The sequence below is a fragment of the Nitrosomonas eutropha genome, assembly GCF_900116685.1.
In the GTDB taxonomy this organism is placed as follows: Bacteria; Pseudomonadota; Gammaproteobacteria; order Burkholderiales; family Nitrosomonadaceae; genus Nitrosomonas; species Nitrosomonas eutropha_A.
In genome coordinates, this window is sequence record NZ_FPBL01000007.1 from 105,144 (window position 1) to 121,516 (window position 16,373).

Genomic DNA, 16,373 nt, shown 5'->3' on the forward strand with positions numbered 1-16,373 from the left:
ATTTCAATCACCTAGCGCGGCACGATAGGCCACAAGCGTTTCTGTTGCACAACGCCGCCAGCTGAACCTGGCAGCCTGGGCTAATCCCTCGGCCACAGCTGAGGTACGCCATACCTCATCTTCCAGGCCTCGGGCAATAAGGATTCTCAGCGTATCGACATCCGAAGCGCCACACATCAGGGCGGCCTGTCCAGCCACTTCGGGCAATGAAGACGCATTTGAACAAATAACCGGCACACCGGAAGCCATCGCCTCAATCACCGGCAGTCCGAAGCCCTCGTAAAGTGATGGAAAAACAAACAAGCGCGCCCCAGCCATCAGTAGTGGCAACTCATCCGTAGGCAGAAAACCAAGGTAACGCGCCCAGCCCGCCCTCATCGCTCTTTCAATCTGATCATGGATATCCTCGCTCTTCCAACCTTTATAACCGGCAAGGATAAGAGGCCAGCGCATACGTACCGATTCGGGCAAAGCACCGTAAGCATCAAGGAGAGCTAAAATATTCTTTCTCGGCTCGATCGTACCGATAAAAAGAGCGTAACCATGTTCGGGTAAATCATACTTCTTCCAACAGGCAGTCAGTTGCCCCAAGGTTCGTGGGTAGAACTCTGCCGCACTGGCAAGCTTTGCAACATGAATCTTTTCCAAAGGCCACCCGAAAAAACTGGCTGCTTCCTTGCGCGTATATTCAGAGTCAGTAATCAACCGGGAAGCTCGTCGTAACGAGAGTTCAATTTCAGAGCGCATGTACCGCACCCGCTCCGGCGGATGACAGTCTGGCCAAAGATAGTTGGAGAGATCATGTATTGTTACAACACTCCGCCCCTTGAAAGGCGGCAGATAAAAGTTTGGGCCATGAAAGATATGATCCTCCTGCCCACGTAATACAAATCCCTTCATTCGTGGCATGGAAAACTGGTACAAGGATACAACAAGCCGATTCTTCAGCAACTTCCTGCGTAAGCCAGAAAATGCTCCAGACTCACTGACAACAGCTTTTGGAATCGCATCAATCAAACGTGTTCCATGAAGGAACTTCAGGTTCGACACCTCTGCATTGTCAGCCAGCTGATGAGCCAATTCGCGAGTATATCGACCTATCCCAGTCAGTGGATACTTAATCGAATCGACCGAGAGGATAACCTTCATTGGCTCTCAGTCAGCATCCAGCGCAAGGTATCCTTCAAATCAATACGGTCCAGCTTGCCGATGACCCGATGTAACTTGCCTGCATCGCCCAGCAGACGCTTCACCTCGTTAGCACGGACGAAAGCAGGATTTACCCTCACCTCAATCTCATAGCCTGCGATTTCCGCCATCACTTTAAGCACCTGCTTGAGTGACCAGGCCGATCCGGAACACACATTGAACACCGCACCTTTCGGTGCCTTCTCCAACAAGGCGATATAAGCTTTCACCACCATCCTAACATCAGAAAAATCTCGTTCAACATCAATATTCCCCAACTCAATGACAGGCTCGTGCCGCTGGAAATGCGACACAATCTTAGGTAAAAGGAAAGATACAGACTGACCGACCCCGGTGTAGTTAAAAGGCCTGACAATCACAATGGGCAGGCGATCCATCCACAACCGCGCCATATACTCCATGGCCAGCTTGCTCACGGCATAATCATTGGCCGGGTTTGCTGGGGTGGATTCATCCAGCATCCCTTCAGCAGTATTACCATAGATATTAGCGCTACTTACCAATAATACTGACTTGGGCAACTCCGGCAACCCTGCCAACGCCTCAAGCAAATTACGCGTGCCCACGATATTGACACGATAAATTGCCTCGGCATCCCCATAACCAACAAAAGAAATGCCCGCCAGATGTGCAACGACTGTTGGTCGTACGTCCTCCACAACGTCCCGAAGGCCAGCACGATCACACAAATCAACCTGATAAACACCCTCATCACACGACAGGCTGCTAGCATGCGCAGTGCCAAATACCTTATAGCCTGCTGCGCGCAGCTCTGCCACCAGATAGGCACCGGTAAAACCCTTGAGCCCTGTTACCAGAGCCCGCGGCTGATCAGAACGAGAAGCCACGGTTGATACGCTTAGCATCCGCTTCAACCATCATAGTACAAAGCTGTTCAAGCGTAGTTTCAGGTTCCCAGCCCAATTTCTCTTTCGCCTTTGCCGGATTGCCAATCAACAGATCAACTTCCGCCGGCCGATAAAATTTGGGGTTCACGCGCACAACTGTCTTGCCGGTAGCAACGTCAACGGCAATCTCACTCTCATCTTTCCTCTTGAATTCCACCGTAATACCCGCCGCCTTGAATGCCATAGTCACGAAATCGCGTACCGATTCGGTACGGCCAGTTGCTACCACATAGGTATCAGGCTCATCAACCTGCAGCATCTTCCACATTGCCTCGACGTACTCCCTGGCAAACCCCCAATCACGCTTGGCATCCAGATTACCCAGCTCCAGTACATCCAACTTACCCAGCTTGATACGCGCCACTGCATCGGTGATCTTGCGCGTAACAAACTCACGCCCACGCAATGGCGATTCATGATTAAACAAAATGCCGCTGGCACCAAAAACACCATAGCTCTCGCGATAATTAATTGTCATCCAGTGCGCGTATAGTTTTGCCACTCCGTAGGGACTGCGCGGGTAAAAGGGTGTTTTTTCATTCTGCGGAATAGTCTGTACCTTGCCAAACATCTCTGAAGTGCTTGCCTGGTAATAACGCACCTTTGGGTTAACGATACGAATCGCCTCCAGCAGATTGACTACGCCAATACCGGTAATCTCAGCCGTGGTCACCGGTTGTTCAAACGACACCCCCACAAAACTTTGCGCCGCCAGGTTGTAAATCTCTGTCGCTTCAGTACTTTGCAGCAAGCGAATGCTTGCAGATAAATCGGTCAAGTCATACTCGACCAGATGCAGATTGGGATGGTTTTGAATTTCCAGCTCTTCAATGCGCCAGAAGTTCACAGTACTGGTACGCCTGAAGGTCCCATAAACTGTGTAACCCTTCTCAAGTAGAAATTGCGCCAGATAAGCGCCGTCCTGACCGGTGATGCCAGTGATGATTGCGATCTTCATAAAACACTCTAATTATTGCAGTTAAAAATATGGAATGTTGTCCATGTGTGACACATAACGATAAAGATCAAGCTCACTTTCCTCATCAAACAAGCCGAACATCTCGCGCACTCCTTCAAGTACAGATTGGTACGGGCCTGTTGGGCTCAAAAAAACCGTCTCATGCGGCATACCATCTGCGCTACAGAGAAGCTATTTCCTGTAAGGCTTACTTAATATTGAGAGTGTCATCTAATCATTTATTTTCTATTAATAATCTCTGAACAAAAATTGATGAAATTTTCATTTACTGCTTCCCAGTTGAATAATGGAACTTGCCGATTCCCATTCTCTGCCAAATATCGAGCGAGATCTGGCTGCACAAGCAGATGATGCATTGCCTCACCAACATTTTCTGGATCGACCAAAAACGCATTCTCACCATCCACCGCCATATCATGAAATGCAGCACAATTTTTATTTGCGATGACGGGCTTTCTTGCTAGCCATGCTTCGAGCAGTACAATACCAAAACTTTCGCTACTGCTCATATTCACAAGAGCAACACAAGACATCAAGGCACCCCTGACTACGTTACGGGGCTGACGGCCGAGGTAAAATGCATTGGGGCTTGCTATAGGAATACCGTCATCGTCCGGACCAATCAGCACAACACCCAAGTCAATATCCTCGATATTGAGTTTCTCAACGGCATCGACAACGTACCGATACCCCTTCGCGCCTGCTTTGCGACCTAACACAAGTACAAAAGGTCGATTCGAGGGATACATCTTGCGAAAAACCTCTTGATCTGCAGGTGTGAATTGCTCATCTGCATCACAGCCAGCTGGCAGATAGCGAACATTACAGCCTTTTTCAGCCAAAAAATCGCATGCCACTTTAGGCACGGCAAGTACGAGGCTCGCGCCACGTGCGCTCTCCATCCAATCTGGAAAATGATAAAAATCGTCATCGAAGTGGGCGTGGGGTATCAGGATGGATGGCACACCCTGTTTCTCCGCCTCAGCGATCGCGACCACGGCGGGACGGAAGACATTATTGTGAGTGACAACCAAGTCGTAATCCTTCACATGATCCGTGATGAAACGCTCCATGCTTGCACTCCATGGACCACGACTGTCTGTCAAACGTACCCCATGCGGTACACGAGACTCTTCAGCAGCCCTGTCAAGAATATGAAAGATATCTTTTGCAGGCAGTGATTGGAGAGTTTTTTGGATAAGGGTTGAAGCAAACAGATCCAGCGACCTGCCAGATACAGCAAGATAAGTTACTAGAAAACCCAGTGGTCTAGGGTCCTTCACCGACAATGGAGCCGAAGTATAGAACGTGATGTCCCCCGCCGGTACCTGTAACGCCAGATGAAAATCACCCTCAACAGACCAAGGTCCGCCGATCATTTGCTGTCCTCTAAAGGCCGTGATCACGACAGAATTCGAGCTGTACCCTTGCAAGTCAACAGACGACGCTGCGACAAGAAACACTCCGCACTCCATGAAGGCCCAGCGCGCGGCACTTGAACCCTCCCCCTCGGGGTAGCTCCAACCCCAGGTGATTCCAGTTTGTGCATAGCGCCCGACCAGCTGACGATCAATGGCTTTTTCATACAGAGGCTGGGCACGCCACACTTTACCAAGGCAGGTATTCATCCATACCTGATGTGGTGTATCAATCGGGAAACGGGCAAAACGTACATTCGGAATATCTACCGGCACGCCCAATGTAGGGTCAAAGGAATAATTTTCACCGAAACGCCAGTGATTATGGATCCCGCTGATTTCAGGAGTAACTACATCAACATCGAATTTGCCACTGTTTCCGAGAGCGCTCACAAACTTTTCAATATTAGCTTCCGCCCCTCCCAATGCAGGGACAACATAGCGATACGCAACATATAGAACGCGCTTCTTACGCCGCTCCAAGCTCTGCAGCGCAGCAACAAACCGCTCTGCAAGGCCTCGCATCGTCAATTCACGCTCAAATAATGAGAATCGGGATGATCGAGCTTCTGGAGAATAGTGTTGTGGCTCGTCGCGCAATGTGCGTATCTTCTCCGCGAATTGATTAAGTGGGGCGACTACGACATGATCTTTGATGCTGCCTGGATAACCCCGCTGACCAAATTCCGATGTCAAAACAAAAAGCCCACTGCCTAAGTAGTCTGCCAGCTTTACGTTGGAGCCACTACCTATGCTCATGGGGTTGAGCGCGAGGACGCAAGACTGCAATACAGCACTCTTGGTCACCTCGTCTACCACCCCCCACAAATGAACGTTACGGGGTACATGCAATATCGTGTTGCAAACTGACCCTAACAAGTGAAACCGTACTTCAGGGCACTGGGATGCCAATTGCTCCACAATGAATTTGGCCGCTTCGACGTTTGGCATATGGGCTGAACCCAAGAAGACAACAGCACGGTCACCAGTTAGCTCCCGTACACCACCCCTCACCCGTTCGACTTTTTCTCCAAGTGCTGGCATTGATGCTCCATTGCGCACCACAATAACCGGACCTGCTGTACGCTTACCCTTCACTAGGCTTTCCGCATCTTCTTGGGATACCACGATGATGGCCGCTGCACACTCCACGGCCAAGCGCTCGGTGTGCTCTACCTCAGAAATCAGTTCTTGCTTGAGTGGGTGCCTCTCAAGAAGCCGCCTTTTAAGCTCCGTCTCGTTATTCTGTGAGGAATAAACAAAACGATCATTCCATGCAAGAGGCAAGCCAGCCATATAGCAATGTTCTACAACAATGCACCGTGCCGATTGCCGTAGCACTTGATAAATACCTATCATCCAGGTATTTTTTTTGCAGTGTCGGCTTGCGAGAATATCATCTACAGAAACATGAAACTGTGAATTGACGCGAGCCTGTTCAATAATATGGTCAGCCGCTTTAGGTATCGTTATTACGGTAATACCTTCGCTGTGCTGCCTTGCTCCCAGTGTCCCATCGCCTGAAAAGCTCATGAATACCACGGAGCTCCATTCCCTGACAGTTTCATAAAGCCCACGCGTACGCGTCTTGCCTCCACCAACGCCCTCAAAGGAATCATAGTCATTCAACGCGAGGACGTAACGGCGTTCACCTCGTGCTAATTTGGAGCTGGCAAGTGCGTTGATTCGCTCCGCTACGGATTGAGCGATGGCATCCCACGTGTACCGCATCAAAGCCAAAGTTTGGCCAGACATACCAATCATGGCCAACTCAGTCCGATCCACTGCTGCATTATGGAGAACACCAGCAAACTGATCCAACTCCGCCTCAAGATAATCCTTCCCAGCCTCAGCTTGGATGCCCCGCATGCCAAAAGACGTAGAAAGTACCGGGAGTCCGAAAGCAAAGTACTCCAGGACCTTTACGTTAGAGCCGCTCCCATCCGTCATAGGGTTCAACGCAATGTTTGCTCGCTCCAAAAGCTGTGCTTTCTTCTCGTCATCTACCACACCGTGACGTTTCAAGTTAATGGGATATTGCCCTTCAGGCAGGCAACTACCAATGATATCGAAAGAGATGTCCGGTAACGTGGGCGCTAATACATCAACAATAAAATCAGCCGCGCTAACATTCGGAAGATGGCCGCTTCCCATAAAGACAGCACGAAAATTCTTTGATTCAGTCGCCTTACTATTAACCGTCCTGGCTCTAGGCACCATCCCATTTGGAGCGTAGAAAGCATCAAATACGGTACCTGGAAGCATCTCCCGGAATGCATTTAAGTCACCATCAGTGCAATAGAGGACAAGATCCGCATAGGAGAGCAAACGCTCTTCACTAGCACGGACAAGATCATGAATTGGCAGAGATTTTTGATAGGCGTGCAACTGCTGGTAAAGTATGGTCTCGCAGTTATACGCGTTGTACACGCGAAGCTTACTGTCGGTACCAGCAAAAATATCATAATCCGCTGTAAACGGGGAGTCGTGAACGATCACATCTGCGTTTTGGTATTCCTCTAAATAAACCTGATGCAACCGAGTAGGCAATCGACCACACGCAGCTATAGCGGGCCCAGACAAATCTCCACCACCAGAATATTGCTCAAGCATCGCATACTGCTGGACAAAATAATCATCCTTAGGTATACGTCGCTCGATGAAATTGGTGCCATGACTTAACACCTCTTCATGCACACCAACATGAGTAGAGGTCAGCAGCGTGACCTGATGCCAACGACTGAGGGCGGCGTAAAAGTTGAACAGCCGGGATTGGCCACCATTAGAAGGGGGCACAAAGGCAGGGAAGAAACAAAAGGCAAGGATTTTCTTCATTAGCGACCAATGTACACATGAATATACGCCTCTAGCGGGGAGCGCTGCTGCGAATTCATTCCATTAACTACCGGAGCTTGGGGAAGATCCGCTGCGGTATGGCCAAGTAAACCGGTGGATGGCAGCTCTGGTGTCAAGGCCCAGCCAGCTGCCGAATCAAAATAGTAGGTGCCATGAGATAACTGTGACTCAATGCGGATCTGGCGTAATTTCATGAGTACAGCAGGCATATGGTGTAAAAAATAAAACGCAAGCCGTCGGAATCGCGGTGATTTCTGCGCACATCTTATTCCAGAGTTCACCACTGACGCCACACTTCTCTGAATTCCTGACCGCACGATGCCCAACGGCATTTGTAGCTTTGCCGTATATCTGCGTGGCCACATTAGCGTCCACCACATAGCACGCAGTGGTGCGGTAATGCGCCAGGAAGTGCTGGCATAGACAGCATGAAGCTGTGCCAAATACTGATTTGATGCAACCTCTGCCTGCTCAGCTTTGGCTTTGGCCTCTGCTTGCTCAGCTTCTGCCTGCTCAGCTTTGGCTTTGGCCTCTGCTTGCTCAGCTTCTGCCTGCTCAGCTTTGGCCTCTGCTTGCTCGGTCTTCAGTTCAGAAATAAATTGCTGGTTGAGAATGAACTCGTCAAAAACGTTTGGTGGAGCATTAAAATGTGGTTTTAGGTCGTCATGCTCACTCGTAAGATAATAGCGATTCAAGCCATCAAAATATACGTATTCATAATTGGCAGCATAAAGAATTGATTCCCATTGCATATGATTTTGAATCTGAGTATTCGGCAATGTCGATTCAATAACGATAATCCACGGACGAATCTGAGAAAGATCAAGTCCTACGAGAACATCTTTCTCCGCTCCCTCTACGTCGATCTTCAAAAAATGGATTGGAGTCAAATGGAAACGCTTACAGACCGATGTCAGCGTTTCCACAGATACAAGATGTTCAAATTTTGTATAGCCACGTTCAGCTTCATGTCGCATGGCTATCGCTTTGTCCTGGGTTGAGAGCCCCGTATCTGGCAACTCATATATCACGAGTTCGCCTTGGTGGGCACCAACTGCAATCTGCAGATTGATATCACGCGGCCGCTTCTCTTCGAGCCTCTTGTGCCACTGCACTACTGGTTCAATATTGATGCCTCTCCATCCGCGATCATAAAAAGCCTTCGTTACCGAATCTATCTCAGGATCATTGGCACCGACATCTATATAAAAACCACACTCCACGTGCTTAAGCGCACGCCAGAGCATCACGTCTTCGAAATTTTGAGCGTAAGAAACAAAAGTCATATCGATGCTTGAACCCGGTTCATGTGATCAACGACATCAATCATGTTAAGCGCCTCGAAAAGTTTCAGATCACGCTGGCGAACAGTAGAATCCGGCGAGTGCTGTGCAAGCACATTTCTATGGATATACCGGGCATCAGCCCAAAACAACTGACCACCATAAGCCTCTGTCTCAAGCCGGACATTCGTATCAAAACACACGGAGTTTTTGTCGGGCATTACAAATTGCTCGCCACCCAACGAATAATGAACCAAATTCGACAAGCGCCACAGGATAAATCCCTTAGAACGAAGATACGTATCCGTTTCCCCAAAAAGCGTTTGCCCCTCATAGATCGGATTGAATTCAACCTCGATATCGATACAGCGGGTAGTATCAATTAAGCTACCGCCTCCCTTCAATATTTCCAACTCTGAGCCTTGCGTATCGATCTTGATATAGTCAATAGTTTGCAATTTTTTTTCGCGTGCCCACAAATCTAGCGTTGTGACACGTGTCGTAACTATTTTCTGTAGGCTGATACAATCTAGGGCAGGATATTTTTCGGCCAGATGTTGAATCGGGGGGTAAAGCGAGCTGCATGCGGGCTCCTTCGTCAGATAAAGATTGCGCTGCCCCGAGCAAGCAGCCAATCCAATTGGAACGCAAGTAACATAGCCATCCGGCAGGTGACTGTACGAGGCCTGAAGTCTAGCGCACTCTGCCTCGTCCGGGTCAAATCCAAAGATCTTAAATACAGACTGACATTTTTTGCTCAAAAACTGCTCTGCAAAGCCCCATCGACAACCTATGTCAACGACAACGATCGGTTCCGTTGTATTTGATTTTTGGATATTTAAATCATTATCTTCATTCAAAAGATTTCTAAAGGAAAATACCATATCCCCTACTAGTTAATTGTGGCCTCGCATTTTTTTATATCGAAGACCAATTCGTTCCATGTACATCCGGCAAAGGATGGCTTATCAACATTGATAACTTCAAATACCTTGGCACGATCAATCCAGTGGTAATTTTTCTCCACATGGTTGTCATTACGCACCAGGGAGCAGTGAATCGAGAATGACCCGACACCAAGATTGGCAGAAAAATGGACATTGAACTGCAAAATATCGCCTGCATTCGCGTGTTCAATCTTTTGCTTGGTGTGAAATGTGTTTGTGCCAAAAATCATTTGACCCAGACGATCCTTTATGCCAAAACCAAGTACTAATCCATTAATGTTTGTATTAACTCTTACATTTAGTTTTACCTGAATACTCTCACCTACCGCAATAACTTCGATGGATTGCCCTGCTTTATTCAGTATTTCAATACTAATTATTTCTGCTTCGAGGGTACCAGAATCCATACGGACCCTTCCATCACCAGATTCAGATTGACGAACTATCTGGTTCTGATGATCGGCAAGCATGGCATTGTAGTAATCCATTACCGCCTCTGGCTCCCCTTGCATGGCCAGTCTCCCTCCATTTAGTAAAATAGCCTGATCACAGATGCTCTGAATTGCCTGTTTGTCGTGACTAACGATCAATAAGGTAGTTCCCTGTTTACGGAACTCGCGGATGCGATCAAAACTTTTGTGCTGAAAGTAGGTATCGCCCACTGAAAGCGCTTCATCCACAATCAGGATATCAGGCCGTACGGCTGTGGCTACACTAAACGCCAGACGTACTTGCATGCCGCTTGAATACACCCGTACCGGCCGGTCGATATAATCACCGATCTCAGCAAAAGCCTCGATCTTCGGCATGAGGGCAGCGATTTCCTCAATACTGTAACCTAGCAGTTGTCCAGCCATAAAGGCATTCTGCCGACCAGTAAAGTCAGGGTGAAAGCCCATACCAAGCTCCAGCATAGCAGCGACTCGACCCTGCATACGCACACTGCCCGTGGTGGGCTGGGTGGTGCCGGTGATAATCTTCAGCAAAGTGCTTTTGCCTGCTCCATTCATCCCAATAATGCCCACAGCCTCACCAGGCTGAACGGTGAAATTAATATCTTGTAGTACCCAGTGTGGCTCATAGCGAGGCTTGCCGCGCGGATCGAGCCATTCGACCAGCCGCGACCAGCGGGTGGGGTATTGTTTGTAGGCTTTGCCTATATTAGAAACGGTGATCATTTTTCAGTTAGCAGATGATCAATAATAACTTTTCATAACTCGTCTACCATCTCGCCTGCTCGTGTGCGGAAAAGGTGCAATCCGATGACATTGAACACCACTGCCAGCATAGTGATCAGCCAAAGGCTCTCCCAATGTGGCCACTGACCATTGACTAGAATAGTTTGATACCCGGATACTAGACTCGCCATAGGATTCCAGTCCATAAGGGGCCGGGCGGTTTCGGGCAGAATGGTGACTGGATAGACAATAGGAGTAAGCCAAAACCAGAACTGCAGGACAACATTAAATAACTGGCCAACATCGCGAAAGAAGACGTTGAGAACACCAAGCGTAATACCCAATCCAATAGAGAAAGCAATCTGAACCAACAACAACGGAAAGATGGCGAGAAAGGCCCAACCAGGAAAGTTGCCGGTAACAAGCAGAAAAATGGTGAACAGGCCAAAGGTAATGGAAAAGTTGAGGCCAGCATTGAGTACCACAATGATCGGTAGACACAACCGCGGGAAACTGAGCTTCTTGAGTAAATTGGCGTGTTCAAGAAAAATGTTTTGTGCGCGTCCGGTGATTTCGGCAAACAAACCCCAAGTAATGACCCCTGCGCACAGGTAGATACTATAAGCAAAAGTGGAATCGATACCAGGCAGCTTGGCTTTCATCACCTGCGAAAAAATAACTGTGTAGACGATAATCATAGCCAGTGGCTGGATAATCGTCCAGGCCGCACCCAGTAAAGAGTTGCTATATTTGGACTGAAATTCGCGCTTGACGCTACCGAGAATGAATCCTCTATAAGCCCACAACGGCCGAAAAATACGCATCACCATCAGCAGCGTCCATAATGATCTTCGAAACGGACGATGTCGTCTTCACCCAGATATTCACCACTTTGCACTTCGATCATTACCAGATCCAGAATGCCTGGGTTTTCAAGGCGGTGCTTGTGACCGGCAGGGATATAGGTGGATTCATTGGTACTCACAAAAATTTCCCGGTCACCATTGATCACCTTGGCCATACCATTAACCACGATCCAGTGCTCGCTACGGTGATGGTGCATCTGCAGGCTGAGACTGGCGCCAGGCTTGACTTCAATGCGCTTTATCTTGAAACCATCTCCTTCTTCCAGCACGGTATACGTACCCCAAGGGCGAACCACGGTGCGATGCAGTTTGTAGGCATCATGCTGTGCCTTTTTTAGATGCGCCACCACTTTTTTCACGTCCTGAGCCTTGTCAGAATGAGCTACCAGCAGGGCATCGGGCGTATCGATAATCATCAGATTATCTACTCCCACAGTAGCTACCAGCCGGGCTTCACTCTGCACAAAAGTGTTTTGGCTGTCTACAAAAATGGCTTCCCCCACTGCACGATTATTGGCTTCGTCAGGTTCGACGAGTTCCTTCACCGCATTCCATGATCCGATATCGCTCCAGCCAAAATTTGAAGGCATTACGGCCACTTGACAGGAGCGTTCCATAACGGCGTAATCAATGGAAATATCCGGTACTTTGCTAAATGGTAACGCAGGAATCTCCAGCATGGCATCACTGATTTTCTGATTTTCCATGAGAGAGAGCCAGCAGTCTTGGGCGCCCTTGGCCACCTCTGGTGCATACTGTGCCAACTGCTCCAGAATAACGCCAGCCTTGAAACAGAACATGCCGGAATTCCAGAAAAAGTTGCCACTTGTGATATAAGCCTGGGCTTTTTCTAACGAAGGTTTTTCAACGAACCGAACTACTTTGCGCCCATTAAACAAGGTCTCACCAGCTTCGATGTAGCCAAAGCCAATTTCCGGGCCAGTGGGCACGATACCAAAGGTGACCAGGCGATCATCCTGCGCCAATACCATCGCATTTTCTATCACCATGTTAAAGCTGGATTGATCTTTGACAAGATGGTCAGCGGCCAATACCAGCATCACAGAGTCCGGGCCATGCTTTTCCAATACCTGGTGCGCAGCCAGGGCTATGGCAGGGGCAGTATTCCGGCCTGCTGGTTCGAGCATGAATACACCAGGATGGTGCTCACCAGGTTGGGCTGCCGCCAGCTCATCTTTACTCATGAAATAATAATCACGATTGGTAATGGTAAGTAATTCACCAGCACCGTAGCCTAACGCTTTAATTACAGCAACTGCACGACGATAGGTTTTAAACAACAGGCTCTCACCATCAGCGAGCTTTATGAAAGGTTTGGGACGCCCCTCGCGTGAGACAGGCCAAAGGCGCGTGCCTGCGCCACCAGAAAGAATGACGGGAATAATCATGTGTTAGTTGGTTTGTTTTCGCTTTGCGATATGAAGCAGCGTATAAAGACTTCAAAACCAGCGAGTTGCTGCATGCGAGGAATCAAGTTCAAAGTGTTTCTACGCTACCGCCATGCTTTTTTATAATTGACAACGCTGCCTATGGAGCCTAACAGAAAACCAGAAGGAAAAAATGCGGCACAGGCCGCCGCTCGCCCGACGGCACTTTACCACATTGGCATGTAGCGGTTCAATGATTCCGGAACGGGTGTTAGCAGGGTGGTGAAAACCGTGTAATCTCCTCAAGCAAAACTGGAAACGGATTCTCAGCTAGATGGATATCAGGATTCAGAACACAGAACCATTCTCCCTTTGCTTGCCGGAAGGCAGCATTATGATTCGCACCAAATCCCCGGGCGCAGTATTTCTCAACACATTAACCGGATAGGGAAAATTATCAGGTTCAAATAAAATTTCTTCAGGAATATTGAGGGTAATCAACACCTCGGTAATCATAGAAACATCCAGTCTGGCTAAATCCTTGAGGAATTGCTCAACCAGAGCTGATTGGCCATGACTAACAACAGAAATCGTGATCACGCAGCGGCACTACTAAAGGCGCTTGAACAGCGCGGTGAGATCATAGACCAATGTCATCCAGCAGTGCCAATCTAGTATCAATATCAGGAAAATTTTCCTCAAGTGATGTCAACTCTGCCAACACCACCAGCAAACCTTTTCGGGATACTGGTTCAATAATCAAACAATTACCTTCACGGCGCATGATTACCTCCTACGCATTCAGCTCGAATTCGCGAGGAATACGCACCGCCTGATTCTTGCCGTTACGAAACAATCTGACATGACGTTCAGACAATATGGTATTACTCCTCTTCCAAAACATAGGTCAAGCATATGTCGCCATCAACAGATCGTCAATGTATCGACATGTTTGGCTTGAAAATTTCACGATAATCCTTGATTCTGATTCTTCGTGATTTTTGACTCACTGTGCTGGATTTAGCTCTAACGGGTGGCTGAATGTGGTGATCCAGAACTATTGTTTCTAATAAATACTGGATTACTTCCTGCTTTAATTCGCTTGCAGTCGCAAAGACAGTCATCTTTGTTATTACAAAATCTCTTCGCTGTCATTGCGAAAATCCGCAGGATTGAGGCAATCCAGAAAAACGTCAGCGACCCGATACAGCAGAAGGATGGCTGGTATCTTCGTTTTTGCTATCAATATTTAACCAAAGCTGATCGGTCATAACTGACAACGGAAATCGTGATCATTCATCATAGATGGAGTAGTTTTTTTGGGATCAATTTTTCACGCAAACCTGACAATACCTCGATATTGCGCATATTCTACCGCTGATGCATTCCGGATAACATCAAACTACAGCGCTTAAGCTTGGCAATAAATCCACTATTTTCTCCGATCAGATTGGTGGCATGCTGTTGATATTACAGATCACTTTATTACCCTTTTAATCAGGAAGAATTTTATCTATATTGTCCTTTTTAAAGGGGCAATATATGCACCGCCATGAAAGAAAAATACCGATCTGTTATTCGCCAAAAGATTATTGATGCACAAGCGCAGGCCTTGCCACAGCTCACTTTACGTGATGTCTGGCGGCCACTGGTACCGAATAAGGCTTTGGCCATTATTGGCATACGCCAGGCAGGTAAAAGCAGTTTTATGTGGCAGCTGTTGGCTGAATATGTGCAGCAGGGAATACCAAGAGAAGGTCTATTGTATTTCAGCTTTGAAGATGAGCGCCTACTGGGTATGCAAGCTGAAGATTTAGAGTTGGTGCTGGAAGAGTTTTATCAGCTGAATCCCCAATGGCGCGACTAAAGACGTGCGGTGTTTTTCCTGGATGAAATCCAAGTGGTACCAGATTGGGAAGCTTTTGCCCGAAGACTACTGGATAGCGAGAATATCCAGCTTTATTTGTCAGGCTCATCTGCCAGAATGCTTCCGAGGGAAGTGGCCACCACTATGCGTGGGCGAGCCTTGGATACAACAGTTGATCCTTTTTGTTTTCGTGAGTTTTTGCGCCATCAGAGATCGGAGCCAAAGAGTACCGCGCGCTTAACCAAAGCACTTCGCTCGCAACTTGACGCCCAATTACTTCAGTATTTAAGGCAAGGTGGTTTTCCTGAAGCGCAAGGGCTTGATGAGCGCAGCCGTTTGGCCTTATTGCGTAGTTATATTGATGTTGTTCTACTACGTGATGTGATTGAACGCCATAATCTAAGTCAGCCACAAGTGTTGCGCTGGTTGGTGCAGCAGTTGCTTGCCAATGCCGCTGGCAGTTTCAGTATCAATAAATTTCACGGGGATTTGCGCTCGCGTGGTGTGGCCATCAGTAAAGACAGCCTGTATCAAATACTTGGCTATTTGGAGGATGCATTTTTAGTGCGCACTTTACGACTCTGCCAGAAAAGTAAACTTGGGCCACGCCCTGGAAACGATAGTGCTGCATGCGCTCATAAAAACCGGGGCAGATGTTGGTTATTTTTTGACATCAAATAAATATGAAATTGATTTTCATGCACGACTACCAAGCGGGGAGCTGTGGCTGGTACAGGTGAGCCTGGATATCAGTGATGAAACTACTCTAGCAAGGGAAATTCGCCCTTTTGCGAACTTAAGCCCGGCGGAAGCTGGTGCTAGAAAGTTGCTGATCAGCCTATATTCTAGTTCTTCGGTGGGTGTTCCTGATGAAGTGGAGCATATTTCTGCAAGTGAATGGTTACTGAGTTTTGAAACAGTACTTGCAGCACGATAAAAATCCGAGAGGAATATGATGAACCATACCTTAATTGCCGAAGAGTTATACGCCGAAATAAAGAGAATGCCGGAAGCTGAACGGATTCGATTCTTTTCCCTGCTGGCAAACAATGCCTTCCGTAAGGACGATTTCACCCATGAGCAGGTATTTTGTGAAACACATCAGGAACCGTTCTCAGCCTCGGAAGCAGCAGAATATCTGGAGATATCGTTACCCACACTGCGGCCGCTATGTGCAATCAGGCAAACTGGTGCCCAGCTATATCGTAGGCCGCAACTAGATGTTCTCTGCCCAAGCCTTGCGTGCCTTCAAGAGAAATCGTGATAGCTGAGAGATGAATCACGATCACGGATATAAACTGCTGTTTTCCCACGCTGAAATGGTGGCAGACCTACTGCGTGGCTTTGTGAAAGAAGACTGGGTTAATGAACTCGATTTCTCCACACTGGAGAAAATCAACGGCAGCTATATCAGCGATGACTTAAGAGAGCGCCAGGACGACATCATCTGGCGTTTGCGCCGCAAGCAAGGCAA

Annotated in this window: 15 protein-coding genes and 1 pseudogene; 4 read left to right on the forward strand and 12 right to left on the reverse strand. The window is 48.0% G+C overall.

From position 1 onward, the window contains the following. Nucleotides 1-3: 3 nt before the first annotated feature. The 12 genes from BM331_RS08475 to BM331_RS12215 all read right to left on the reverse strand — a co-directional run bounded on the left by BM331_RS08475 (nucleotide 4) and on the right by BM331_RS12215 (nucleotide 13,816). The gene (locus BM331_RS08475; RefSeq protein ID WP_074928834.1) at nucleotides 4-1,149 is read right to left on the reverse strand and encodes a glycosyltransferase family 4 protein; all 1,146 of its coding nucleotides are present in this window, start codon (nucleotides 1,147-1,149) and stop codon (nucleotides 4-6) included. Further along, entirely contained in the window at nucleotides 1,146-2,057 is a 912-nt protein-coding gene (locus BM331_RS08480; protein WP_256214863.1) for a GDP-mannose 4,6-dehydratase, read from the reverse strand. The genes BM331_RS08475 and BM331_RS08480 overlap by 4 nt, the downstream gene beginning before the upstream one ends. Continuing rightward, nucleotides 2,041-3,075: a GDP-mannose 4,6-dehydratase gene (gmd, locus tag BM331_RS08485; RefSeq protein WP_074928837.1), complete on the reverse strand. Its 1,035-nt coding sequence runs from the start codon at nucleotides 3,073-3,075 to the stop codon at nucleotides 2,041-2,043. The genes BM331_RS08480 and gmd overlap by 17 nt, the downstream gene beginning before the upstream one ends. Before the next feature lie 21 nt (nucleotides 3,076-3,096). Next, the gene (locus BM331_RS11865; protein ID WP_177217852.1) at nucleotides 3,097-3,246 is read right to left on the reverse strand and encodes a hypothetical protein; all 150 of its coding nucleotides are present in this window, start codon (nucleotides 3,244-3,246) and stop codon (nucleotides 3,097-3,099) included. A 68-nt stretch (nucleotides 3,247-3,314) separates the two neighbouring features. After that, nucleotides 3,315-7,349, reverse strand: coding sequence for a glycosyltransferase (locus BM331_RS08490; protein WP_074928839.1), 4,035 nt, complete (start codon nucleotides 7,347-7,349; stop codon nucleotides 3,315-3,317). Continuing rightward, on the reverse strand, nucleotides 7,349-8,656 hold the full coding sequence (locus tag BM331_RS08495) for an FkbM family methyltransferase (RefSeq protein ID WP_074928840.1): 1,308 nt from the start codon (nucleotides 8,654-8,656) through the stop codon (nucleotides 7,349-7,351). The genes BM331_RS08490 and BM331_RS08495 overlap by 1 nt, the downstream gene beginning before the upstream one ends. Then, nucleotides 8,653-9,537, reverse strand: coding sequence for an FkbM family methyltransferase (locus BM331_RS08500; RefSeq protein WP_074928842.1), 885 nt, complete (start codon nucleotides 9,535-9,537; stop codon nucleotides 8,653-8,655). Before BM331_RS08500 ends, BM331_RS08495 begins: the two co-directional genes overlap by 4 nt. Nucleotides 9,538-9,545: 8 nt before the next feature. After that, nucleotides 9,546-10,778 (reverse strand): ABC transporter ATP-binding protein, encoded by a 1,233-nt coding sequence (locus BM331_RS08505; protein WP_074928843.1) that lies wholly within the window; start codon nucleotides 10,776-10,778, stop codon nucleotides 9,546-9,548. 32 nt (nucleotides 10,779-10,810) lie between these two features. Continuing rightward, on the reverse strand, nucleotides 10,811-11,608 hold the full coding sequence (locus BM331_RS08510) for an ABC transporter permease (protein ID WP_074928845.1): 798 nt from the start codon (nucleotides 11,606-11,608) through the stop codon (nucleotides 10,811-10,813). After that, complete coding sequence (locus BM331_RS08515) at nucleotides 11,608-13,053, reverse strand: mannose-1-phosphate guanylyltransferase/mannose-6-phosphate isomerase (protein ID WP_074928846.1); 1,446 nt, start codon at nucleotides 13,051-13,053, stop codon at nucleotides 11,608-11,610. Before BM331_RS08515 ends, BM331_RS08510 begins: the two co-directional genes overlap by 1 nt. 327 nt (nucleotides 13,054-13,380) lie before the next feature. Next, complete coding sequence (locus tag BM331_RS11440) at nucleotides 13,381-13,632, reverse strand: hypothetical protein (protein WP_256214864.1); 252 nt, start codon at nucleotides 13,630-13,632, stop codon at nucleotides 13,381-13,383. A gap of 40 nt (nucleotides 13,633-13,672) precedes the next feature. Continuing rightward, nucleotides 13,673-13,816 carry an AbrB/MazE/SpoVT family DNA-binding domain-containing protein gene (locus tag BM331_RS12215; RefSeq protein WP_256214865.1) on the reverse strand — a complete coding sequence of 48 codons (144 nt, stop codon included), beginning with the start codon at nucleotides 13,814-13,816 and terminating at the stop codon, nucleotides 13,673-13,675. A gap of 768 nt (nucleotides 13,817-14,584) precedes the next feature. On the opposite strand from BM331_RS12215, the pseudogene BM331_RS08535 reads away from it, so the two are divergent. From BM331_RS08535 to BM331_RS08550, 4 genes and pseudogenes are all read left to right on the forward strand, one after another. Continuing rightward, nucleotides 14,585-15,580: pseudogene (locus tag BM331_RS08535) on the forward strand (ATP-binding protein). Further along, nucleotides 15,567-15,836 (forward strand): hypothetical protein, encoded by a 270-nt coding sequence (locus BM331_RS08540; RefSeq protein WP_074928858.1) that lies wholly within the window; start codon nucleotides 15,567-15,569, stop codon nucleotides 15,834-15,836. Before BM331_RS08535 ends, BM331_RS08540 begins: the two are co-directional and overlap by 14 nt. 18 nt (nucleotides 15,837-15,854) lie before the next feature. Then, the gene (locus tag BM331_RS08545) at nucleotides 15,855-16,163 is read left to right on the forward strand and encodes a hypothetical protein (protein ID WP_218154573.1); all 309 of its coding nucleotides are present in this window, start codon (nucleotides 15,855-15,857) and stop codon (nucleotides 16,161-16,163) included. A 10-nt stretch (nucleotides 16,164-16,173) separates the two neighbouring features. After that, nucleotides 16,174-16,373, forward strand: a 200-nt coding sequence (locus BM331_RS08550) for an Rpn family recombination-promoting nuclease/putative transposase (RefSeq protein WP_143100942.1), incomplete at its 3' end; no start/stop codon positions are given.

Bases quoted from the DNA above. Each gene is read 5' to 3' on its own strand.
- BM331_RS08475 (WP_074928834.1), bottom strand. From the start codon at position 1,149: ATGAAGGTTATCCTCTCGGTCGATTCGATTAAGTATCCACTGACTGGG.
- gmd (WP_074928837.1), bottom strand. From the start codon at position 3,075: ATGAAGATCGCAATCATCACTGGCATCACCGGTCAGGACGGCGCTTAT.
- BM331_RS11865 (WP_177217852.1), bottom strand. From the start codon at position 3,246: ATGCCGCATGAGACGGTTTTTTTGAGCCCAACAGGCCCGTACCAATCT.
- BM331_RS08490 (WP_074928839.1), bottom strand. From the start codon at position 7,349: ATGAAGAAAATCCTTGCCTTTTGTTTCTTCCCTGCCTTTGTGCCCCCT.
- BM331_RS08495 (WP_074928840.1), bottom strand. From the start codon at position 8,656: ATGACTTTTGTTTCTTACGCTCAAAATTTCGAAGACGTGATGCTCTGG.
- BM331_RS08500 (WP_074928842.1), bottom strand. From the start codon at position 9,537: ATGGTATTTTCCTTTAGAAATCTTTTGAATGAAGATAATGATTTAAAT.
- BM331_RS08505 (WP_074928843.1), bottom strand. From the start codon at position 10,778: ATGATCACCGTTTCTAATATAGGCAAAGCCTACAAACAATACCCCACC.
- BM331_RS08510 (WP_074928845.1), bottom strand. From the start codon at position 11,608: ATGGTGATGCGTATTTTTCGGCCGTTGTGGGCTTATAGAGGATTCATT.
- BM331_RS08515 (WP_074928846.1), bottom strand. From the start codon at position 13,053: ATGATTATTCCCGTCATTCTTTCTGGTGGCGCAGGCACGCGCCTTTGG.
- BM331_RS12215 (WP_256214865.1), bottom strand. From the start codon at position 13,816: ATGCGCCGTGAAGGTAATTGTTTGATTATTGAACCAGTATCCCGAAAA.
- BM331_RS08545 (WP_218154573.1), top strand. From the start codon at position 15,855: ATGAACCATACCTTAATTGCCGAAGAGTTATACGCCGAAATAAAGAGA.